The sequence below is a fragment of the Sphingomonas sp. TF3 genome (assembly GCF_003985085.1).
Lineage (GTDB): Bacteria > Pseudomonadota > Alphaproteobacteria > Sphingomonadales > Sphingomonadaceae > Sphingomonas.
In genome coordinates, this window is the sequence record NZ_RWKS01000002.1 from 197,004 (window position 1) to 219,621 (window position 22,618).

At 63.9% G+C, this 22,618-nt stretch carries 14 protein-coding genes and 1 tRNA gene; 10 read left to right on the forward strand and 5 right to left on the reverse strand.

Going from position 1 to position 22,618, the window contains the following annotated elements; translation table 11 throughout:
- Window positions 1-82: 82 nt before the first annotated feature.
- A complete protein-coding gene (locus EJC47_RS02560; protein ID WP_126845355.1) occupies window positions 83-1,189 on the forward strand; it encodes an S-(hydroxymethyl)glutathione dehydrogenase/class III alcohol dehydrogenase in 1,107 nt (368 codons plus the stop codon).
- Window positions 1,190-1,225: 36 nt separating this feature from the next.
- Here the strand turns inward: EJC47_RS02560 and EJC47_RS02565 are convergent, their stop codons facing one another.
- From EJC47_RS02565 to EJC47_RS02585, 5 genes are all read right to left on the reverse strand, one after another.
- Entirely contained in the window at window positions 1,226-3,604 is a 2,379-nt protein-coding gene (locus EJC47_RS02565) for a TonB-dependent receptor (RefSeq protein ID WP_126845356.1), read from the reverse strand.
- Window positions 3,605-3,757: 153 nt separating this feature from the next.
- Window positions 3,758-5,260 (reverse strand): tryptophan halogenase family protein, encoded by a 1,503-nt coding sequence (locus tag EJC47_RS02570; RefSeq protein ID WP_126845357.1) that lies wholly within the window; start codon window positions 5,258-5,260, stop codon window positions 3,758-3,760.
- On the reverse strand, window positions 5,257-6,261 hold the full coding sequence (locus tag EJC47_RS02575) for a cupin-like domain-containing protein (protein ID WP_126845358.1): 1,005 nt from the start codon (window positions 6,259-6,261) through the stop codon (window positions 5,257-5,259). Before EJC47_RS02575 ends, EJC47_RS02570 begins: the two co-directional genes overlap by 4 nt.
- Complete coding sequence (locus tag EJC47_RS02580) at window positions 6,258-7,034, reverse strand: SapC family protein (protein ID WP_126845359.1); 777 nt, start codon at window positions 7,032-7,034, stop codon at window positions 6,258-6,260. The genes EJC47_RS02575 and EJC47_RS02580 overlap by 4 nt, the downstream gene beginning before the upstream one ends.
- Before the next feature lie 117 nt (window positions 7,035-7,151).
- Window positions 7,152-10,289 (reverse strand): TonB-dependent receptor, encoded by a 3,138-nt coding sequence (locus EJC47_RS02585; RefSeq protein ID WP_126845360.1) that lies wholly within the window; start codon window positions 10,287-10,289, stop codon window positions 7,152-7,154.
- A 383-nt stretch (window positions 10,290-10,672) separates the two neighbouring features.
- Between EJC47_RS02585 and EJC47_RS02590 the strand changes: the two genes are divergently transcribed.
- From EJC47_RS02590 to EJC47_RS02630, 9 genes are all read left to right on the forward strand, one after another.
- Window positions 10,673-11,683, forward strand: coding sequence for a LacI family DNA-binding transcriptional regulator (locus EJC47_RS02590; RefSeq protein ID WP_081988630.1), 1,011 nt, complete (start codon window positions 10,673-10,675; stop codon window positions 11,681-11,683).
- Between the two features lie 4 nt (window positions 11,684-11,687).
- Complete coding sequence (locus tag EJC47_RS02595; RefSeq protein ID WP_033964014.1) at window positions 11,688-12,941, forward strand: MFS transporter; 1,254 nt, start codon at window positions 11,688-11,690, stop codon at window positions 12,939-12,941.
- A 78-nt stretch (window positions 12,942-13,019) separates the two neighbouring features.
- Entirely contained in the window at window positions 13,020-15,506 is a 2,487-nt protein-coding gene (locus EJC47_RS02600; RefSeq protein WP_126845361.1) for a glycoside hydrolase family 3 protein, read from the forward strand.
- A 172-nt stretch (window positions 15,507-15,678) separates the two neighbouring features.
- Window positions 15,679-15,752 (forward strand) — tRNA-Gly (locus EJC47_RS02605).
- Window positions 15,753-15,910: 158 nt separating this feature from the next.
- A complete protein-coding gene (locus EJC47_RS02610; RefSeq protein WP_185867540.1) occupies window positions 15,911-17,062 on the forward strand; it encodes an acyl-CoA dehydrogenase family protein in 1,152 nt (383 codons plus the stop codon).
- A 169-nt stretch (window positions 17,063-17,231) separates the two neighbouring features.
- Complete coding sequence (locus tag EJC47_RS02615) at window positions 17,232-18,833, forward strand: carboxyl transferase domain-containing protein (RefSeq protein WP_126845362.1); 1,602 nt, start codon at window positions 17,232-17,234, stop codon at window positions 18,831-18,833.
- A 9-nt stretch (window positions 18,834-18,842) separates the two neighbouring features.
- On the forward strand, window positions 18,843-19,331 hold the full coding sequence (locus EJC47_RS02620) for a nuclear transport factor 2 family protein (protein WP_126845363.1): 489 nt from the start codon (window positions 18,843-18,845) through the stop codon (window positions 19,329-19,331).
- 1 nt (window position 19,332) lies between these two features.
- On the forward strand, window positions 19,333-21,273 hold the full coding sequence (locus tag EJC47_RS02625) for an acetyl/propionyl/methylcrotonyl-CoA carboxylase subunit alpha (protein WP_126845364.1): 1,941 nt from the start codon (window positions 19,333-19,335) through the stop codon (window positions 21,271-21,273).
- Entirely contained in the window at window positions 21,270-22,502 is a 1,233-nt protein-coding gene (locus tag EJC47_RS02630; protein ID WP_126845365.1) for a CaiB/BaiF CoA transferase family protein, read from the forward strand. Before EJC47_RS02625 ends, EJC47_RS02630 begins: the two co-directional genes overlap by 4 nt.
- Window positions 22,503-22,618 lie beyond the last annotated feature (116 nt).

A 22,618-nucleotide genomic window follows, 5' to 3' on the forward strand; every position in this document is an offset into this window, starting at 1 on the left:
GCATGGCGGCTGAACGGCGCGAGCGGTTGACGCGGGGGGCGGCGGTCGTAAGGGAGGACGCACGTTTCCAGGAGTGTCCGCCATGAAGACCCGCGCCGCCGTCGCCTTTGAAGCCAAGAAGCCGCTCGAAATCGTCGAACTGGATCTGGAGGGGCCGAAGGCGGGCGAAGTGCTGGTCGAGATCATGGCGACCGGCATTTGCCATACCGATGCCTATACGCTCGACGGGCTCGACAGCGAGGGGCTGTTCCCCAGCGTACTGGGCCATGAAGGTGCGGGCATCGTGCGCGAAGTCGGTGCGGGGGTCACCTCGGTCAAGCCTGGCGACCATGTCATCCCGCTCTACACCCCCGAATGCCGCCAGTGTAAATCGTGCCTCAGCGGCAAGACCAACCTGTGCACCGCGATCCGCGCGACGCAAGGCAAGGGGCTGATGCCCGACGGCACGACGCGCTTCAGCTATAAGGGCCAGGCGATCTTCCATTATATGGGCTGCTCGACCTTTTCGAACTTCACCGTGCTGCCCGAGATTGCTGTCGCCAAAATTCGCGAGGACGCGCCGTTCAAGACCAGTTGCTATGTTGGCTGCGGCGTGACGACGGGTGTTGGCGCGGTGGTCAACACCGCCAAGGTGCAGGTCGGCGACACTGTCATCGTGTTCGGTCTGGGCGGGATCGGGCTCAACGTGCTGCAGGGCGCGCGGATGGCGGGCGCGAACATGATCGTCGGCGTCGACATCAACCCCGACCGCGAGGAATGGGGCCGCAAGTTCGGCATGACGCATTTCGTCAACCCGAAGGACGTGGGCGACCTGGTCGCGCATCTCGTCGCGCTGACCGATGGTGGCGCGGACTATACCTTCGATTGCACCGGCAACACCACCGTGATGCGCCAGGCGCTGGAAGCGTGCCATCGCGGGTGGGGCACCTCGATCATCATCGGCGTGGCCGAGGCGGGCAAGGAAATCAGCACGCGGCCGTTCCAGCTTGTCACCGGGCGCAACTGGCGCGGGACGGCGTTTGGGGGCGCGAAGGGGCGCACCGATGTGCCCAAGATCGTCGACTGGTACATGAACGGCAAGATCGAGATCGACCCGATGATCACGCATGTTCTCTCGCTTGAGGAGATCAACAAGGGCTTCGATCTGATGCACGCAGGCGAAAGTATCCGCAGCGTGGTGGTGTATTGAGCGCCTTGCGCCTCCCCCGTTGGGGAGGCGCAGCGGTTATTGCCGCGCCCGCAGGGTAACACCGATGACGCGCGGGTCGCTGGGAGTGCCGAGGATCAGGCCGGAATTGCCCGCCTGGATCGTCAGGTTCTGAATATAGTTGGCGTTGAACAGGTTGCGCACGAACAGCGCGACCTCGAGCCCGCTTTTGCTGCGCAGGCCAAGGCTGGCGTTGGTGACGGTGTAGCCGTCGATCAGCGTATATTTCGACAGGCTCGGGTCGCCATAATAGCTGGTGCGCCAGCTTGAATCGGCGTGCAGGATCAGCGCGGCGCTGCCGACCGGCAGTGTGTAATCGCCGCCGATCGTGGTCGACCATTTCGGCAGCCCGGCGAGCGGACGTCCGGTCAGGTTGCACGCGGTGGTTGCGGCGGTCTGCACCTCAAGCGGGCAGGGGCCGGCCGGATAGTTCGCATAGGTGCCATGGGCATAAGCGACGTTGCCGCGCAGTTGAAACGCGCGGGTGACGTTGGCGGTGACGTCGGCCTCGAAGCCCTTCACCGTCACCTTGGGAATGTTGGAAAGGTAACCGCGCAGCGCCACGGTTTGCGAGCTGTCGACGATCGTCGCCTGGAAATCCCGGACATCGGTGTAATAGCCCGCGATATTCGCCACCAGCCGACGGTCGAACAGCGCCGCTTTGATCCCGCCTTCATAAGTAGTGTTGAGTTCGGGCCGGATTACGGCGGTGGTGAGCACCGGCTGGTTGGCGGTGTTGAGCGGCAGGCCCGACAGGTTGATCCCGCCCGATTTGAAGCCACGCGCATATCCGCCATAGAGCATCACCGTATCGGTCGCCTGCCAGGCGAGATTGGCACGGCCCGACACGTTGCTCTCGCGGTCGTGCGCGACATAGCTTTGCGGGCGCAGCACGCCGAGCCGCGCGTTGAGGAGCGTCGTATTGGTCGTGGCGGGGCCGCCGAACACGGTGGTGTCGTACGTACCGTCCTTCACTTCATAGGTGTAGCGCAGGCCGCCGGTCAGGGTAAGGCGCGGCAGGATCTTGTAGTTGAGCTCGGCAAAGGCGGCATAGCTGTCTTCCTTCAGCCGGGTGTGGCCGTCCGTGCCATAGCCGTCGAGCAAATTGGCGGGCACCGCGACGGCGGGGGTGCCGGTGGTCTGGCCGATCAGATAATAGGCCGCCGCCGGGCCGTAGATGCTGATCGGCTCTCCCGTGATTTTCTGGTCGAAGAAATACAGGCCAGCGACATAGCCGAGCCGATGCTCGCCATTCGAGGCGAGCCGCAGTTCCTGGCTATATTGATCCTGGCGCGAGGGGATGTGCTGGCTGAGCTGGACCGGGATGCCGGTATAATCGCGGTCATTGGCGGCATCCCAGTTCCAGAAGCGCCACGCGCTGACCGAGGTGAGGGTTGCGAAACCGACATTCCAGTCGGCAATCGCCGAGACGCCGCCTTCATTGGTGTTGACGCCCAAGGCTGCGTCGATATCGGTGACGCGGTCATACGGGTTGGTGCTGGGCGGGGTGTAATTGAACAGCCCCGCCAGCGCCGGATATTGCCGGGAAGGGGCCCGCAGGCTTTGGCCGACGCGCAGATAGACCTGGGTGCAACATTCGCTTTCGAAATTGGTGAAATCGCCGGTCAGGCGAAGCTGGAAATCGGCGGTCGGCTTGAACAGAATTTGCGCGCGCACCGCCTGATTGCCGATGCCGTTTTCCTTGGCACCGGTGCGGACATTGTCGATCACGCCGTCGCGCCGCGTGACCAGCCCCGACAGGCGGAAGGCGACGGTATCGCCGATCAGCGGACCCGAGGCAGAGGCCTTGGCCTGGACGAAGTTGTAGCTGCCAACCGACAGTTCCTCGCTCGCTTCCGGGGTGAAGGTTGGGGCGCCGGTGGTGATGGTGATGGCACCGGCGGTGGTGTTCTTGCCGAACAGCGTCCCTTGCGGCCCGCGTAGTACCTCGATCTGCTGAATATCCGAGAAATCGAACGCGGCGGTGGCGGGGCGGGCGTGATAGACTTGGTCGACATAGAAGCCGACGCCGGGTTCCAGCCCGTCATTGGCCTGGCTGACCGCGACCACGCTGCTGCCGAGGCCGCGGATGGTGAAGGCGGTGTTGCGCGGGTTGGCGGAACTGTAGTTGAGCGCGGGGACCAGCAAGCTCAACTGGCTGGTGTTGACGGTGTAGGACCGGTCGAGCAGCGCGCCGCCGACCACCGACACGGCGAGCGGCACCTTTTCCAGATCCTCGGCCCGCTGGCGCGCGGTGACGACGATGTCGCTATTGGTATCGAGGGCGGCGTCGGCTTTGGGTGCGTCGGCGTCTGGCCGGGCGTTGGCGACACCGGGCATAAGCGCCATCACGGCAGCCACCGAGACGGTGGCGATAACAAAGGTCGACGGTCGCATACAAATCCCCAGCTTTGACCTGCGGTGCTCCGCATTGGCGACTCGCTATATATAGCAGGATATAGAGATTGGTAGCGGCGGTCGGTCTTGTGCTGCTTTTACAGCACGATCCTCCTCATTTCAGCGTCGGGATCCAAGCAGCGGTGGAGCAGGTCAGGGCGTGCAATAGTGGTCGAGAAAGGCCTGATGCGTGGGCATCCGCGCAACCGCGCTTGCGATGTTGCCCTTCAGGTCACCGAGCGCGCGCTGCATATGCTCGATGCTGAGCATATGCCCCATATGGTGATAGCTGGCGGGCTCCAGCCGTTGCCCGAGCATCACCTGCAACCAGGAATCGGCCTGGAACAGATCGTCGGCGGTTTGCGGGGTGAGCGCGGCTTCGCGGAACAGCGCGATGCGCTGCGCGAGCGTCGCCGGGATGTCCATCGTGCGGCAGCGGTCCCAGAACGGATCGTCGCTGCGCTCGGTCAAATGATAATGCAGGATGATGAAGTCGCGCACGCGCTCCAGCTCGGTTTCGGCCAGCGCATTGTAGTGCTGCACAAGCGCGGGCTTGATGCCGTTGAACGGGAAGGACTGGATCAGGCGGGTGATGCCGATCATGATGAGGTGAATGCTGGTCGATTCCAGCGGCTCGACGAACCCGCTGGCGAGCCCCAGCGCCACGCAATTCTTGTCCCACACCCGTTTGCGGCGACCGGTGACATAGCGGATCAGGCGCGGATCGGTGATCGTCTCGCCGTCGATGTTCGCGAGCAGCTTGGCGTGGGCGGCGTCGTCCGACAGATAATCGCTGCAATAGACCAGGCCATTGCCGACGCGGTGCTGCAGCGGGATCTGCCATTGCCAGCCAGCCTCATGTGCGATCGCGCGGGTATAGGGCAGAGCGGGCTGGACGGCCTTGGTCTGCACCGCAAGCGCGCGGTTGGTGGGCAGCCAGTGGCTCCAATCCTCATAGCCCGCCTTCAGCGTCTGTTCGATCAGCAGCCCGCGAAAGCCGGTGCAATCAATGAACAGATCGCCTTCGATCCGGCGGCCATCGGCCAGATCGAGCGCTTCGATAAATCCCGTTTCGGGATGCTGATGAACCTGGCCGATCTTGCCCTCGACGCGGGTTACGCCGCGCGCCTCGCTGAACTGGCGCAGGAAGACGGCGTAGCGCGATGCGTCGAGATGATAGGCATAGTTGATCTTGGCGTCGGGGCCGGTGGCGAACTTGCCCGCTTCGGCTGCGGTCAGCTCGAAACAATAGTCGCCCAGCGCGCCGCCGGTGCCCTCGGCGCGCGCGCGCAGCCACATATGCTGGAAATCGCCCATCCAGATCGACTGGCCGACGCGACCGAAGGAGTGGATGTAGCGATCCCCCCGCCGCGCCCAGTTTTCAAAGGCAATGCCGAGTTTGAAGGTCGCTTGCGTCGCGCGCATAAAATCGCGCTCGTCGATCTCGAGGAAGCGGTGGAAGGTGCGGATCGTCGGGATCGTCGCCTCGCCGACGCCGACGGTGCCGATCTCGTCGGATTCGATCAGCACGATGTCGAGCAATGGCCCCAGATGCTTGGACAAGGCCGCGGCGGCAACCCAGCCCGCCGTGCCGCCGCCAGCGATGACCACACGCTTGATCGTCTGCGTATCGGCGCGGGGAGGGGCGGCGGTCATCGGTTCAACCTTTGCAGCAAATGCGCGCGCAAGCGGCGGGCGGTGAGGTCATCGAGCGGCGCGAGCGGCCCGCGCGCCGCTTCGGGAAGATGGTCGGCCGCCGCATCGGCCGGACCGAATACATAATGGTCGAACAGCGCGCGCCAGGCCTGTTTTTCGGTCAAGGGGCGGTCGCGCAAGCTGAGCAGGCCGTGCAGCAGCGTGGTCATCGGCGTGTCGAGGAAGCGGGGGGCCGCATTCCACCAGTAATTGACCAGCACGTTGAAGGCATCCAGCGCCTCGACATTGTGCCACCACAAGGCCGGATAGACGAGCACGTCGCCGGGTTCGAGATCGAACACCTGCGCGGTCTCGAGCGCGGCGGCGAAGCGCGGGTAGCGATCGAGATCGGGCGCACGGAGATCGACCATGCTGACCACCTGTCCGCCCGGGGTGGGCTCGAGCGGACCCGGATAGAGGTTGGTGACCTGATCGGGCGGAAACAGCGTGAAGCGCCGCCGCCCGACCAGGCAACAGGCGATGTTGTTCGACATGTCGTAATGCGTGGCCGCCGTGGTGCGGTTGCCGATCCAGATGCTCGCCAGCGGGGTGGCACCGCCAAACGCCTCGGGTGGAAGGGCCAGATCGTTTTCGGCACGAAAGCCGGGGAGATAGGTGTCGAGGTCGGTCGAGCCGACATACAGGGCCTCTGCATGAGGATCGTCGCGGGTGGCGAGCATCCGGTCGAGAAAGGCATCGAGCTTCACGCGCGTGGCGGTGAAGTTCATCGCGGTCATGTCGGCATTGTAGAAGAACCGACCGGCAATCTCGGGCGGGCCGCTATACCCGACCACCGCGGTGCCGGTGTAGAAGGACTTGAGATAGGCCACCGCCGTCTCGGGCCCCTCAAGGCCCTTGGCGACCAGCGGCCAATCCCGCACCAAGCCGCGCAGGACAACAGGCTGCTGCCGCGCGATCAAGCGCGCCGGGTCGAGCAGCGGCTCCGGCGCGGGGGTGCTCATACCGGGACCGGTGCGCCCGCTTGCGGCTCACCCAATTCGGCGCGGCGCTTGCGGTTCTTGAGCTCGATCAATCGCGCGACATTGCCGAGCGATGAGGCAATCTGAAAGGCGTGCCGCAAATAGCCGCTCTGGTTGAGCGCGTGCAGCGCCGTGGCGTCGAGCCGAGCCAGACGATCGGTGCCGATCGTGAAGCAACCCGGCACATCGTACCGGGTATGCGCGTCGAGTGCGATTTCCAGCGTGACGGGTTCGATCAGATCGGCCTGTTCGAAGGCGGCGAACATCGCGTCGCGCTGCTGATGCCCATCATGGATGACCTGCAACACGCGCACGATATGGTCGAGATAGGGCGACGAACCGCCATGAGGCAGGAACACGGCCTGTGCATTGGGGCTTTGCGGTGCAGCGGCGATGCGCGGATGGTCGAGATCGACATGCAGCATCGGCTCGCGCCGCGCCTGGCCGTCGACCGTGCGATCGACCAGGCCAATCAGGAACGGCCCGCGCTGGTGGATCACCGGGATGTGCCGCGCCTGCCAACCGGTGATATCGAGAAACAGATTTTCGTCGCGGTCGAGCCCGAGCAGCGCGACTGCGTAAAACGTTCCCGCGTCGTCGCGGCGGAACAGAATGGGATAATCGCGCTGCGCCTCATCGATTTCGCCGGGAAAGAGGACGCATTCGTTCACCGCATCGCCAAAGAGAGCGGAATAGCCGATGGCGACGCGCAAATCGGCATGGGCGATGGTGTCGAGAAGAACCGTGTTGGTCATACGCTGTGGTAATCGCCGATCGGGATTGCGCCAAGCGGCACGCGATGCGTGCGACCGAAAGCCTCCAAAAAATTACCGGGTGCTCCGCTTCCGAAGCACCCGGCAAGGTGGAGGAAATCAGAAGCGGTAGCGTGCGCCGAACAGGAAGCGGCGTTGCAATTCCTGGGCGAACCAGACGTTGCTTTCCGAGCGGCCATAGGTCCGCAGGCTCGCATTGGTCAGGTTGATGCCTTCGACCGACAGCGCGATCTTCTTGTTGAGATCGTAGCTGATGTTCATGTCGAGCTGGCCGAACGCCTTGGTGTAGACCGGGTTCTTGTAGCTGTCGCGGTTGAGCTGCGACAGGAACTTGTCACGCCAATTGTAGCTGAGCCGTGCCGAAATGCCGTGCTTGTCATAGATCAGCGTGGCGTTGGCGGTGTTGCTGAGGCCAGTCAGCGCGAACTGATCGACATTGGGGTCGCCGCCATTGTTGAAGCCAACGTCACCCTTCACATACGTGAAGCTGCCCGAAACACCGATGCCGGTCTGGCCGAAGAAATATTGGCCGGCGATTTCGAAGCCGTAAATCTCCGCATCCTTGTTGTTGATCGGGCGCGAGATGGTGAAGTTGTACAGGGGATCGGACGACGAACCGTTGATGTCGACCGCTGACAGGATCTGGTTGACGAAGGCCTGGTCGACCGTCTTGGTGACCGAGCTGTAATGCGCGTTGAACTGCGTCGCTGCTGCCGCTGCGCCATCCCGCTGGATCAGCGCGGAATAGGTGAACAGGTTGACGTCGCTGATATCGGCACCCAGCGCACTCAGCGCCGCCTTGGCCGTTCCCGACAGCGTTCCCGCAGCCCCCGAGCTCGGATCGCGCAGGCCGAACAGCGAGCCGTTCGAAAGCCCCGTGCCGATGAAATTGTGCACGCGCTTGTCGAAGAAGCCCGCCGAGAAATAGCTGTCGGGCTTGAAATAATATTCGAACGACAGATCGAAATTGTCCGAGATCAGCGGTGCGAGATTGGTGTTGCCGGTGTTCGCGGTGGCGACACCGCCGATCGCGGTTGGACGCGACGGGGCGAACACGCTCGTCGAGGCGAACAGATTGTCGTAATTCGGCCGTGCGATCGTCCGGCTGGCCGAGAAGCGGCCGATCAAATTGCGCTTGAGTTCGACCTGGAAATCGAACGACGGCAGGATATTGTCGTACGACCCATAGCCGCGCAGCGTTTGCGGGGTCGCCCCGACGCTGATCGTGAAGTCGTTATCGGCAACCCAGGCAATCTGGTTCGGCACCGCCTGCAGCGAAATCGCTTCGTCCTTGGTGTGTTCATAGCGGGCACCGGCGACGAGCGTCGCATTGTGGCCTGCGATCTCACCCTTCCAGGTGACCTGGCCATAGCCTGCGTAGATCGTTTCCTTGACGGTGTTGTTCTGGCTCGCGGTGATCGATACCGCGTTGCCCTTCGCGGCATAAGATGACGACAGCGCATTGTAGAGCGCCAGCGCGTCGCCGCGGAAGGCGATCAGATTGGGGCCGGTGCCCTTGGGATCGTAGCTGTTGAATTTGCACAACAGACAGAAGTCCTTCAGCACGCCAGGCGCGATCTTTTGGACGTCGCCGGGGAAATCGACGCTCCAATTGCCCAGCGTCTGCTGGGTCGAGGTCAATTGCTGGTTGGTGTCGGTATCGCGATAGAGGCCGCCGAAATCGAAGCGGCTGCCGCCACCCAGATCCCAGCCGAAATCGGCGCGGATTTCCTTCACCTTCTGGCGTTGGCTGGTGGTGTAGGTGCGCCCGATTGAGGAGCCGACATCGTTCACGTCGAGCACGCCATTATGGTTGCCGCCAGGGATTGACGCGTCGCTGATCGAGATGTCCTGCACCGGGATCTGCCCGCTATAATCGACCGAGTGCGCCGTGATGACGTTCGCACCCAGGCCGACCAGCGTCGAGCTGGTGCCGTTGCTGTTGTTCGGCAGCACCGACGATTTGCCGTAATGGCCGTCGATCGTCAGCGTGAAATTGTGCGCGATGTCCCACTTGGCGTTGAGGCCGTAATCCTCAAGCTGGTTCTTCTGCGCGCGCGCTTGCTGCTCGAAGCCGGTGTCCTTCACGCCGGCAATGGTCTCGTGCAGGTAGGTGGTGGTGGCGACCGCCTTGTTGCTGTCGAAGGTGACGACATCGAATGGGCGGTTGAACCAGTTCGATTCATCCGAGCGCTGCTCGTCCTGCAGGGTGCGTGCAAACAGCGCGTCGGCGGTGATGGTCAGCGCGTCGGTCGGCTTGAACTGGACGATCGCCTGGCCGTTCAGACGCTGATATTTGTCGTCCGAAAAGTGGTAGCGGCTGTCATTGGGGACCGAGACCAACTGGTTCGGGTCGCTCGGTTTGTTGTTGATCTTGGTTGCTGCGTTGACGAAGCCGTTGCTGGGGTTGAGGAAATCGGCGAGCGTGCGGATATTCCAGGCATTGGACGTCGCCGACACGGTCGAAAAGTGGCGTTCCTGATAGCTGCCGAACAGCGACACGCCGAAGGTCTGGTCGGGGTTGGACCAGCTCGCCAACCCGGTGATTTCCGGGGTGACTTTCGAGCCGCAATCGACACAGTCATTCGCGCTGGTGTCGTAGTTGAGCTTGCCGCCAAGCGTGCCGTTAAAGCCCGACTGGCGCGAATCGAGTGGACGCCGCGTGACCACGTTGATCGTCGCACCGATACCGCCCGAGGGGACGGCGGCGCGCCCGGTCTTGTAGACTTCAAGCGTCTTCACGCCTTCCGACGCAAGGTTGGAGAAATCGAACGAGCGCGTCACACCGACGGTGCCGTCGGCGCTTTCGTCGCCGCCGACCGTCTGCACGTAAGACGAGGCGAGGGTGCGACCGTTAAGGGTGACGAGATTGAAGCTCGGCCCGAAGCCGCGCACGGTAACCTGCGCGCCCTGGCCGTTGACGCGGTCGATCGACACGCCGGTGATGCGCTGCAGCGATTCCGCGAGGTTGGTGTCGGGGAACTTGCCAATATCTTCGGCCGAAATGGCGTCGACGATACCGGTCGAATTGCGCTTGATCGCGATCGAGCGCTCAAGGCTGGCGCGGACACCGGTGACGACGATATCGTCGCCCGTCGTCGAGTCGGCGGGCTTGCTGGCGTCCTGCGGAGCCGGCGCGCTCTGCGCATGGGCGGATTGCGGGAGCGCGAGCCCCGCGGCGAGCGCTACTACCGAAGCCGACCAGACATAAGCCGACGCTTGACCAAAGCCCTTCATTGAGCCCCCCTCCCAAAATGACGTGGCCTTATCTGGCCACTGAAACCCCATGCCGAGCCCCCAACGAGTTCGACATGATGAGCGCTACCAGATTGTCTTACGTTGTCAACAGCGCTTTGTCGCGTTGCGGGCCTGCGGGCGATCGCCTCGGCGCAGCCTCGCAAACGAAAATCATATGGTGCGGCGCACAAAATCACAGGAAATTCGCCAACTTCCCGGCGTGCTGAGGCGAAGGCAGGGCGCAGGGGAGGAGGTGCCGCCCGCCCGTGGGAGTCCGGTTCGGCATTCCTCGGTGCGGCTGTGATGGTGTCAACGTTATCAGAGGCATCTAGCGCGCGGGGGTTTGTTCTGGTCTATTGTCGGCGGATCTGGGTTTGAGTGGCATGAAACGAACGACGATTGTTGATGTGGGGCGGCTGGCAGGGGTTTCGGCCAAGACCGTATCGCGGGTTCTGAATGACGAGCCGCATGTCAGCGCAGCGGTAAAGCAGCGGGTTCGGGCCGCAGCCGATGCGTTGGATTATCATCCCAATGTGTTTGCGCAGGCGCTGGTCCGCCGCAAATCGCATATGATCGGGCTGGTCTATGAAAATCCGAGCCCGAGTTATGTCGTCGAACTGCAGAAGGGCGTGTTGGAGCGGCTCACCAACGAACGCTATCGGCTGGTGGTGATCCCGATCCGATCGGTGCAGGAAAATGCTGCCGAGGTGGTCGGCCTGTTGCGCTCGGCTGCGCTGGATGGGGTGGTGCTGGCTCCGCCTGCGTCGGATCATCCCTTAATTCTCAGTCAGTTGAAGGAAGCCCGTATTCGCTGCGCGCGGATCGCGCCGACGCGCATGATTGAGGCTGCGCCCAGCAATCTGGTCGACGACGTCGCTGCTGCGCGCGAGATGGCGGCCTATGTGATCGGGCTTGGGCATCGCGAAATCGCGATCATCCGCGGCGACCCGACACATCCGTCGACCGAGGCGCGCATGCTTGGCTATATGCAGGCCTTCCATCAGGCGGGTCTCGAATTGCGCTTCGACCGGATCGAGCCCGGCATGTTCACCTTCGACAGCGGGCTTGCCGCCGGGCGCAACATCCTCGCACGCGCTGACCGTCCGACTGCGATCCTGGCGCAGAACGACGATATGGCGGTGGGCGCGATGATGGCTGCACGGGAGATTGGACTGTCGATTCCCGAGCGATTGTCCGTCGTTGGTTTCGATGATTCGGAGGTGTCGCGAATCACCTGGCCGCGCCTGACCACGGTGCGCCAGCCGGTGTTCGAAATGGCGGTGGCGGCGACGGAAATGGTGATCGCGCAGCTCGAGGATCGCGAGCCGCTGGCCCGCGTGTTGCATTCCCATACCCTCCTGGTGCGCGAATCCGCTGCTCCGCCGCACGCCTAGCCAAATGCTAAATCGTTGGGAATCTTGGTATTATGCTGCCGGCGACCTTGGCTTCAATTTCGTGTGGCAGTCGATCGAACTGTATCTTCTGTTTTACTATATTCGCGACCTGGGCATGGCACCGGGAGTTGCTGCGGGGATTTTTCTTGCTGGCGCTGCGGTCGATTGGGTGACCGATCCCCTGGTCGGGGCGGTGGCCGATCGGTTGGCACCGCGCGTTCCGCTGCGCGCGTGGGTATCGGTTGGAGGCCCGCTTTCGGTGCTGCTATTGTGCCTGGCTTTCGCACCGCCGCCGGTGCCTGCGGCATGGGTGCCGGGTTATGCGCTGTTGACCTATTTGGGGTTGCGCTTCTTTTATGGCGTCGGAAATATTCCTTATGGCGCGCTGACCGCACGGATATCGCCCGACGCGAACGATCATATGATATTGACCAGCGCGCGCATGCAGGGGGCAGCGCTTGGAGGCTTGATCGCGGCCCTGACCTACGCGTTGCTTCCGACCGGGCGGGTTGGGGGCGCGGATTTTCGGTTGGGCGCGCTGATTCTCGCGGGATTGGCGATGCCGGCTTTTCTGGCGACGAGCTGGGGCACGCGGGAGCGCGTGGCCCCCCCTGCGACCGCTCGCCTGCATCTTGGTCGCACCATCGCCGAAATGTTCACGCTGGTGCTGCGATCCTCCGCGTTGCGGCGGCTGATGGCCACGATTTTGATGGTCGGGTTGGCTGTTACCCTGCTCAACAAGTCGTTGCTGTTCTTGTTCGACCAGGTCGGGGCCGCTGATATCGGCTATTACGTTGCATTGAGCCCTTCATTGTCGCTGTTGTTGACGGCACCGCTCTGGAGTCGACTGGCTGAGCGCATCGGGCAGGCGCGCACCTTGCGACTGGGCGCGGTGCTGCTGTTTCTGGCAATCTTGTTGGCTTTTGTCAGCCAGGGCCTGGCGTCGATGCTCGTTTGCATCACGCTGTCGATCATCGCGGTCCAGGGGATGTCGGTCATGTTCTGGTCGTTGGTTCCCGGGGCGGTAGCGGCGTGTGAACAGGAGGCGCATGCTGCGGGATATGCGGTGCGAGTCTATGCGGTGGCGACGATCACGCGCAAACTGGCTCAGGCGCTCGCGCCGCAATTGATCGCGATCGCGCTCTTCGCGCCGCATGGGTCGATCCTCATGATCCTTGCGGCAGTCGCCTTTCTCACGGTTCTGGTGGTTACCTTTTTCCCGCCTGTCGAAGAGCGTGCGATCACGGCCGGGCCTTGACAGCGCGTTGTCAACGTTGTCAACAACGCGCCACGGATCCGCCGTTCAGGTGATGACCGGTTTTCTGGAGGAGGGGGCATGATCCCGAAGCTTGCGGTTTGCGCTGCATTTTCCGTTGTCGCCGGTGCAGCTGCGCTGCCCGCCGCTGCGCAGGTGGCGACCCCCGTCGTGCACCCCGCCCTCTGGCCCGAAGCCGTGTGGCCGGTGGCGGCAAAGCGCGATGACGAAGCGCGAATCGCGGCCCTGCTTGAGCATATGACGGTAGAGGAAAAGGTCGGTCAGGTGATCCAGGCCGACATTGCCAGCGTCACGCCTGACGACGTGCGTCGCTATCATCTGGGCTCGGTCCTCAATGGCGGCAATTCCGGGCCTGGCGGTGACGATTTCGCGCTCGCGCCGAAATGGCTGGCCTTGGCCGACGCCTTTTATGATGCCTCGGTCGATCGGTCTGCCGGAGGATCGGGTATCCCGATCCTGTGGGGCATCGATGCCGTCCACGGGCATAGCAACATCATCGGTGCGACGTTGTTTCCACAGAATATCGGGCTTGGTGCGACGCGCGACCCTGCGTTGATCGAGCGGATCGGTGCCGCGACCGCCGCCGAAATCCGCACCACCGGCCAGGAATGGACCTTCGCGCCGACCATCACCGTGCCGCAGGATTATCGTTGGGGGCGGGCTTATGAGGGCTATTCCTCCAATCCCGATCTGGTCGCCAGCTATGTCGGACGAATGATCGTCGGCCTGCAGGGCAAGCCCGACGGCAGCCGCATTCTGGCGGGCCCGCACGTTCTGGCGAGCACCAAGCATTTCCTCGCCGATGGCGGCACCTTCGAGGGACGCGACCAGGGCGATGCCAAGATCAGTGAAACCGATCTGCGCGACATTCACGGCAAGCCGTATCTCCCCGCCATTGGGGCCGGGGTCGCCACCGTGATGACCAGCTTTTCAAGCTGGCAGGGACAAAAGATCGCGGGCAGCAAGGGGCTGGTCACCGACGTGTTGAAGGGCCGGATGCATTTCGGCGGGTTCGTCGTCACCGACTGGAACGCGCATGGCCAGATTGCCGGGTGCAGCAACGAAAGCTGCCCGCAGGCGATCAACGCGGGCGTCGACATGTACATGGCCCCCGATAGCTGGCGTCCGCTTTACGCCTCGTTGCTCGCGCAAGTGAAGGACGGCACCGTGCCGATGGCGCGGCTCGACGATGCGGTCGCGCGCATTCTGCGCGTGAAGTTCCGGCTCGGCCTGTTCGAGGTCGGCAAGCCCTCGACGCGTCCGCTTGCGGGCGACTGGAGCGTGCTTGGCGCGGCGGCGCACCGCGCGATTGCGCGCGAGGCGGTGGGCAAGTCGCTGGTGCTGCTCAAGAACAACGGTGTCCTGCCGTTGAAGCCACAGGCCAACGTCCTGGTCGCAGGCGATGGTGCCGACGATATCGCGCGGCAATCGGGCGGCTGGACCATCACCTGGCAGGGCACCGGGCTCGACAATAGCAAATTCCCCGGTGCGACCAGTCTTTGGGCCGGCATCGAAAACGCGGTCAAGGCAGGCGGTGGCCATGCCGAATTCGCGCCCGACGGCACGTTCAAGACGCGGCCCGATGCCGCGATCGTCGTGTTTGGCGAAACGCCCTATGCCGAGTTCCAGGGCGACATCAAATCGCTGCAGTTGCGCGCCGACCTGCGCGGGCCACTGGAGACCATGCGCCGTTTGAAGGCGCAGGGGATCCCGGTCGTGGCGGTGATGCTGACCGGGCGACCGCTGTTCGTAAACCCAGAACTGAACGTCGCCGACGCGTTCGTCGTCGCATGGTTGCCCGGCACCGAAGGGGCGGGGGTGGCCGACCGGTTGTTTGCCGCCAAAACCGCCGCCGCGCCGTTCACCGGCAAATTGCCCGCCGCCTGGCCGATGACCGCAAAGTCTGGCGATGCCCCGTTGTTTCCCTTCGGTTACGGCCTGACCGGACGAGAGGCCGCGATGCCTTGGAGGGCTTTGCCGGAGGACCCCGGTGTCGCCGACGCCGGGACCGATGGCGTCTATTTTACAGCCGGGCGGGCAACGCCGGGCTTTTTCCTGGAAATTGGCGATGGTAGCGGTTCCGGCACCCGCATCGCCACCGTGCCCGCGCAGGCGCTTGGCGGGCGCGTAAAGGTGACGGCAGTCGACTATGGCGTGCAAGAGGGCGCGCGGCACGTCTCCCTCGCTGGCGGCGGGCCGCAGACGATTGCAGTGCAGGCGACGGAGCCGCTTGATCTCGGGCGGCAAAACAATGGGGACGTGATGCTCGTCACGACGCTGCGGGTCGATCGACCGGTCGGATCGGATGTGACATTGGGGGTTGCGTGCGCCGGGGCGTGTCGCGGCACCGTTGCCATTCCGGCCGCCGCGCTCCCGGTGGGGAGCTGGCGCTCGATCGCCGTTCCGTTCAAATGTTTCGGCAAAGCCTCCGAGATGACCCGGGTTGCTGCGCCCTTCGTTCTGCGGACCGCATTGCCGCTGGAGATCAGCGTGGCGCGGATCGCGACCGGGATGAACGCCGATACAGTTTTGCGGTGTGGAGGATAATACCGGGCGAGGTTGCGCCGGATTCGGTGCCGAAATGGCGAGCGGCAGTGGCGGCAAATTACCGAGAATGCGTTGACCTGTCGCCCACGAATGTGCCAGTGACGCCGGATCGACGACGCGGCGGGCAGCGAGGGAGATAACCCCTTCGATTTGCACGCAAGGCGTCGGCTTTGCGGGTGTAGCTCAATGGTAGAGCAGAAGCTTCCCAAGCTTACGACGAGGGTTCGATTCCCTTCACCCGCTCCATCGCTTCGCTGAAACATCGTCGTGCGAGTCGCCGAGCCCTGCTGGGCAGGCGTTATTTTCTCCATCGCTCCCCGCGTTCAATCGCTGTCGGCACAAGGCCTTACGATTTGAATCGACACGCGCTATCGGAGGCGCAAAGCGAGGATGAGGAGAGGCACATGATAGGCCAGATGGATTTCGCGCTGGGCGAAACTGCGGACATGATCCGCGACACGACCCAGCGCTTCGCGACTGACCGGATCGCGCCGATCGCGGCCAGGGTCGATGCCGAGGACTGGTTCCCGCAAAGCCTGTGGCCCGAAATGGGCGCGCTCGGCCTGCACGGCATCACTGTGGCGGAAGCGGATGGCGGGCTGGGGCTCGGCTATCTCGACCATGTCGTGGCGTGTGAGGAAGTCAGCCGGGCCTCGGCCTCGGTCGGCCTCAGCTATGGCGCGCATTCCAATTTGTGCGTCAACCAGATCGCGCGCTGGGCAAGCGCCGAACAGAAGGCGAAATATCTCCCCAAGCTGATCTCAGGCGAGCATGTCGGCAGCCTCGCCATGTCCGAAAGCGGCGCGGGGTCGGACGTGGTCGGCATGAAGCTGAAGGCGGACAAGGTGCAGGGCGGCTATGTCCTGAACGGCACCAAATTCTGGATCACCAATGCCGCTTATGCCGACACGCTGGTCGTCTATGCCAAGACCGGCGAGGGCAGCCGCGGCATCACCACCTTCCTGATCGAAAAGGACATGCCCGGTTTCGCGATCGGCCAGAAGATCGACAAGATGGGGATGCGCGGCAGCCCCACCGCCGAGCTCGTCTTCACCGATTGCGAGGTGCCCGAAGAAAATGTGATGGGCCCGGTCAATGGCGGGGTCGGCGTGTTGATGAGCGGGCTCGATTATGAGCGCACCGTGCTCGCCGGGATCCAGCTCGGCATCATGCAGGCGTGCCTCGACGTGGTGGTGCCCTATGTCCGCGAGCGCCAGCAATTCGGCAAACCGATCGGCGCGTTCCAGCTGATGCAGGGCAAGATCGCCGACATGTACGTCGCGCTCAATTCGGCGCGCGCCTATGTCTATGCCGTTGCGCGTGCCTGCGATGCGGGCAAGACCACGCGCTTCGATGCCGCAGGCGCGATCCTGCTGGCGAGCGAGAATGCCGTGCGCGTGGCGAACGAGGCGGTGCAGGCATTGGGTGGCGCGGGCTATACCAAGGATTGGCCGGTCGAACGCTATTATCGTGATGCGAAGCTGCTCGACATCGGTGCGGGAACCAACGAGATCCGGCGGATGCTCATCGGCCGCGAACTGATCGGGGCGGCGTGATGGGGAGTGCGATGCGCACGGACGTACACTCCCTCTCTCTTTGGGAGAGGGAAGGGGCCCGCTCGGCACAGCCGAGGGGGAAGGGTGAGGGCGATCGGAACATGGCGTCGGTCACCCTCACCCTTCCGCCGCTTCGCGGCTCCCTCCCTCTCCCGATGGGAGAGGGTCTGTGACCGCGCCCGTCCTCACCTCCGCGCTCTCGCCGGAAAGCGAGACCTTCCGCGCCAACGCCGCGCATAACCGCGCACTGGTCGAACGCCTCCGCGCTGACGTTGCGCGGGCCGCGCTGGGCGGGAATGAGAAGAGCCGCGAGCGCCACACCGCGCGCGGCAAACTCCTCCCTCGCGACCGCGTCGAGCGCTTGCTCGACCCCGGCTCGCCCTTCCTCGAAATCGGCCAGCTCGCCGCCAATGGCCTGTATGACGATGAAGTCCCCGGCGCGGGCATGATCGCCGGAATCGGGCGCGTTTCGGGCCGCCAGTGCATGATCGTCTGCAACGATGCCACGGTGAAGGGCGGCACTTATTACCCGCTGACGGTCAAGAAGCATCTGCGCGCACAGGAAATCGCCGAGGCGAACCATCTGCCGTGCATCTACCTCGTCGACTCGGGCGGCGCGAACTTGCCGCATCAGGCCGAGGTCTTTCCCGATCGCGACCATTTCGGGCGGATCTTCTTCAACCAGGCGAACATGAGCGCCAAGGGCATCCCGCAGATCGCCTGCGTGATGGGGTCTTGCACCGCCGGGGGTGCCTATGTGCCCGCCATGTCCGACGAGACGATCATCGTGCGCGGGCAGGGCACGATCTTTCTCGCTGGCCCCCCGCTGGTCAAGGCCGCCACCGGCGAGGTGATCTCGGCCGAGGAACTGGGCGGTGCCGACACCCACGGTCGCCGCTCGGGCGTGGTCGATCATGTCGCCGAGAATGATGAGCATGCGCTGACGATCGTGCGCGACATCGTCTCCACGCTTCAGCCGCAAGTCCAGGCGGCGGTGAACCTCAAGGACCCGCGCCCGCCGAAATTCGACGCGGAGGAGCTGTACGGCATCGTGCCCGCCGACGTCCGCGCGCCCTATGACGTGCATGAGATCATCGCGCGGCTGGTCGATGGCAGCGAGTTCCACGAGTTCAAGGCGCTCTACGGTACGTCGCTCGTCTGCGGTTTCGCGCATATCTGGGGCATCCCCGTGGCGATCCTCGCCAATAACGGCGTGCTGTTCTCCGAGAGCGCGCAGAAGGGCGCGCATTTCATCGAACTCGCCTGCCAGCGGCGCATTCCGTTGCTGTTTCTGCAGAACATTTCGGGCTTCATGGTCGGCGGCAAATATGAGGCCGAGGGCATCGCCAAACATGGCGCAAAGCTCGTCACCGCCGTCGCCACCGCCACCGTGCCCAAGATCACCGTGCTGATCGGCGGCAGCTTTGGGGCTGGCAATTACGGCATGTGCGGGCGCGCCTATAGCCCGCGCTTCCTGTTCTCCTGGCCCAACAGCCGGATCTCGGTGATGGGCGGGGAGCAGGCCGCGAGCGTCCTCGCCACCGTCCACCGCGACGCCGACGGCTGGAGCGAGGAAGAGGCCGAGTTTTTCAAGGCTCCGATCCGCCAGAAATATGAGGACGAAGGCAACCCCTGGTACGCGACCGCGCGGTTGTGGGACGATGGCATCATCGACCCGGCGCAGACGCGCGACGTACTTGGCCTTGCCTTTGCCGCCACGCTCAACGCCCCCATCCCCGAGCGCCCGGCGTTCGGCGTGTTCCGGATGTAAGGACTCTTCATGCCCCTGATCTTTGCCCTCGCCCTCGCCGCGCAAATGTCGCCAATGACGACGCCGGTGCAGCCGCTGCCCAAGGGCACCGGCCTGCCGCCGCCCGCAACCGAGGAAGCGCAAGTGATGGCCCCAGTCACGGCGCTCCTCAACGGCATCGCCGCGCGCGATGCGACGGCGATCGGCGAAGCGCTGCGACCCGATGCGACGGCGACGATCGCGACCGAACAAGCGGGCGCTTCGACAATCACGCACAAGACTCGCGCAGAGTTGCTGGCGCGCTTCACGCCAGGGCCCGAGCGTTTTCAGGAGCGGCTTAGCGACCCCGCGATCGAAATCGACGGGGACATCGCGATGGTGTGGGGGCCCTACACCTTCCTGATCGACGGCAAGGTGCACCATTGCGGATACGACCATTTCGATTTGGTGCGCGAAAGCGGCCGCTGGAAAATTCAGAATTTGACCTGGTCGTCGCGCACCACCGGTTGCGAGGGCTAAGGTGATCCAGTCGCTGCTCATCGCCAATCGCGGCGAGATCGCCTGCCGCATCATCCGCACCGCGCGCGCGATGGGAATCCGCACGGTCGCGGTCTATTCCGATGCCGATGCGCACGCGCTGCATGTCCGCCAGGCCGATGAAGCCGTGCATATCGGCCCGAGCCCGGCGCGCGAAAGCTATCTGGTGGGCGAGAAGATCATCGCCGCAGCCAAGGCGACGGGTGCGGCGGCGATCCACCCCGGCTATGGCTTCCTCTCCGAAAATGCCGATTTTGCGCAGGCGGTGATCGACGCCGGGTTGGTGTGGGTCGGCCCCAAGCCCGACAGCATCCGCGCGATGGGGCTGAAGGATGCCGCCAAGGAACGCATGATCGCGGCGGGCGTGCCGGTGACGCCGGGCTATCTCGGCGCGGACCAATCGCCCGATCGGCTGGCAGAGGAAGCCGCCAAGGTCGGCTATCCGGTGCTGATCAAGGCGGTGGCGGGCGGCGGTGGCAAGGGCATGCGCCGGGTCGATAACCCTGCGGATTTCGCCGATGCCTTGTTGTCGTGCCAGCGCGAGGCGGCGTCGTCCTTCGGTAACGCGCAGGTGTTGATCGAGAAATACATCCTGAGCCCACGCCATATCGAAGTGCAGGTGTTTGGCGACACGCACGGCACTGTCGTCCATCTGTTCGAGCGCGATTGCTCGCTCCAGCGCCGCCACCAGAAGGTGATCGAGGAAGCCCCCGCGCCCGGCATGGACCCTGAGACTCGCGAGGCGATCTGCGCGGCGGCGGTGCGCGCGGCGCGCGCGGTCGACTATGTTGGCGCGGGCACGATCGAGTTCATCGCCGATGCCAGCGAAGGCCTGCGCGCCGACCGCATCTGGTTCATGGAAATGAACACGCGGTTGCAGGTCGAGCATCCCGTGACCGAGGAGATTACCGGGGTCGATCTGGTCGAATGGCAATTGCGCGTGGCGAGCGGCGAGGCGCTTCCCAAGCGGCAGGATGAGCTGTCGATCAATGGTTGGGCGATGGAAGCGCGGTTATATGCGGAGGATCCGGCTAATGGTTTCTTACCGAGCGTGGGGCGGTTAGACCTGCTAAACCTTCCAGATCATGTCAGTGGTTGCTCGGTCAGAGTCGAGACCGGGGTTCAAGAGAAGGACGAGATTTCGTCCTTCTACGACCCGATGATCGCGAAACTGATCACCCGCGGGCCTGATCGTATATCTGCACTCGAATTGCTCGCGGATGCTTGCGAGTGGGTGAGTTGCTACCCTGTCAAGACGAACGCTTGGTTTATCGTTCGTATCTGCGACGATGAAGACTTCGCAGCGGGCAGAGTCACGACAGCGTTCATCGATCAAAATGCGCGAGTACTGACTGCAACGCCGGTCGCCAGCAGTTTGCTGAGGCAGGAAGCTGCTCAACAATTCATCCAGTCGCGGTGGGCTAATCCAACCGAATACCACCATCGATCGCTGCGAACTGATCGTGGGCTTAGCGGCTTCCGGTTGAATGCAGACCATAACTTTCGTGTCAATCTGCTGGAAAACGGCAAGCCAATTTCGGTCGATTTCGACATTGCACTTTATGATGGGGGCACGAACTGGGAACCCAGCAAAGGTGGGAGTTTCGATGAGATCGACGCACGAGAGGTGCTGTATGTCGAGGGCGGCGCACCGTTCGATTACCGGTTAGAACGTCGCGTTGCGACTGGTGCCAGCGCGGCCGACGGCGCGATCCTCTCGCCGATGCCTGGCCGCATCATCGCGGTTGAGGTGGCCGCAGGCGACACCGTCACCAAGGGCCAGAAGCTCGTCACGCTTGAGGCGATGAAAATGGAGCACAGCCTGACCGCGCCGTTCGACGGCACGATTGCCGAAGTGAATGCGGAAATTGGCGGGCAAGTGCAGGAGGGCGTCGTGCTCGTGCGGCTCGACACCGGCGCATGACCGAGGCGCCCACACCCGGCGCGCTGGCCGGGATCAAGGTGCTCGATCTGTCGCGCGTGCTTGCCGGGCCGTGGGCGACGCAGATGCTGGGGGATCTGGGCGCGGAGGTGCTCAAGATCGAGCAGCCGGGGCAGGGCGACGATACGCGCCGCTGGGGTCCGCCTGCGCTTGCCGATGATTCGGGCGATTCGGCATATTATCTCTGCGCCAATCGCAACAAGCGCTCGCTCGCGATCGATCTCGCCCAACCGGAGGGCGCCGATCTGATCCGCCGCCTCGCCGCTGAGAGCGATGTCGTGGTCGAGAATTTCCGCGTGAGCGGGCTCGCCAAATATGGGCTAGATTATGCCGCGCTGTCGGCGATCAATCCGCGGCTGGTCTATTGCTCGATCACCGGCTTCGGCCAGGACGGGCCGTATAAGGACAAAGGCGGCTATGACTTCCTGATCCAGGCGATGGGCGGGCTGATGAGCGTAACCGGCCACCCCGATGATGAACCCGGCGGCGGGCCGATGAAGGTCGGCGTGCCGATCGTTGATCTGTTCACCGGCACCTATGCCACCGTCGCGATTCTCGCCGCTTTGCGCCACCGGGATGCGACGGGGCAGGGGCAGCATATCGACTGTGCCTTGCTCGACACGCAATTGGCGATGATGTCCAACCAGGCGTCCAACTATCTCAATGGCGGCGCGGTGCCGGTGCGGATGGGCAATGATCATCCCAACATCGTGCCCTATCGCGACTATGCGACGGCGGATGGCGAGATCGTCGTCGCGCTCGGCAATGACCGGCAGTTTCGCGATTTCCTGCGCGTGCTGGGGCTGAAGGCGCTGGGCGAGGACCCGCGCTTCGCCAGCGTCGCGCTGCGCAGTGCGAACCGTGTGGCGCTGCACGCGTCTCTCGCGCCTGCCGTCGCGCGGTGGCGCTCGGACGATCTGATCGCGGCGATGGAGGCGGCCAAGCTTCCCGCGGGCAAGGTCAACGGTCTGCCCGAAATCCTCGCCGACGTGCATGTGGCACACCGGGCCACGGTGCAGCCGATGGCGCGGCAGGATGGCACGCCGCTGAAGGTCGTCGCCTTCCCCGCGAAATTGTCAGCGACGCCCGCCCGTTATGACCGCGCGCCCCCCTGCGCCGGGGCGGATACGCGCGCGGTGCTGGGCGAGGCGCTGGGGCTTTCCGACGACGCGATCGATCGCCTCGCCACGACCGGCGTGATCCCGCGCTGAGCCTTTTGCGCATCGCCGCAAAACTGAAATCAAAGCGTCATCGAAACGACGTGGCCGCGTAGCGGATGCGTCGCACAAGGCTCGTAACCCCCGATTGTTGCATTGCACAAGGGGTC

What these genes read in the sequence shown, in the direction of transcription:
- EJC47_RS02560 (WP_126845355.1), top strand. Translation starts at nt 83, where the DNA reads ATGAAGACCCGCGCCGCCGTCGCCTTTGAAGCCAAGAAGCCGCTCGAA.
- EJC47_RS02565 (WP_126845356.1), bottom strand. Translation starts at nt 3,604, where the DNA reads ATGCGACCGTCGACCTTTGTTATCGCCACCGTCTCGGTGGCTGCCGTG.
- EJC47_RS02570 (WP_126845357.1), bottom strand. Translation starts at nt 5,260, where the DNA reads ATGACCGCCGCCCCTCCCCGCGCCGATACGCAGACGATCAAGCGTGTG.
- EJC47_RS02575 (WP_126845358.1), bottom strand. Translation starts at nt 6,261, where the DNA reads ATGAGCACCCCCGCGCCGGAGCCGCTGCTCGACCCGGCGCGCTTGATC.
- EJC47_RS02580 (WP_126845359.1), bottom strand. Translation starts at nt 7,034, where the DNA reads ATGACCAACACGGTTCTTCTCGACACCATCGCCCATGCCGATTTGCGC.
- EJC47_RS02585 (WP_126845360.1), bottom strand. Translation starts at nt 10,289, where the DNA reads ATGAAGGGCTTTGGTCAAGCGTCGGCTTATGTCTGGTCGGCTTCGGTA.
- EJC47_RS02590 (WP_081988630.1), top strand. Translation starts at nt 10,673, where the DNA reads ATGAAACGAACGACGATTGTTGATGTGGGGCGGCTGGCAGGGGTTTCG.
- EJC47_RS02595 (WP_033964014.1), top strand. Translation starts at nt 11,688, where the DNA reads ATGCTAAATCGTTGGGAATCTTGGTATTATGCTGCCGGCGACCTTGGC.
- EJC47_RS02600 (WP_126845361.1), top strand. Translation starts at nt 13,020, where the DNA reads ATGATCCCGAAGCTTGCGGTTTGCGCTGCATTTTCCGTTGTCGCCGGT.
- EJC47_RS02610 (WP_185867540.1), top strand. Translation starts at nt 15,911, where the DNA reads ATGATAGGCCAGATGGATTTCGCGCTGGGCGAAACTGCGGACATGATC.
- EJC47_RS02620 (WP_126845363.1), top strand. Translation starts at nt 18,843, where the DNA reads ATGCCCCTGATCTTTGCCCTCGCCCTCGCCGCGCAAATGTCGCCAATG.
- EJC47_RS02630 (WP_126845365.1), top strand. Translation starts at nt 21,270, where the DNA reads ATGACCGAGGCGCCCACACCCGGCGCGCTGGCCGGGATCAAGGTGCTC.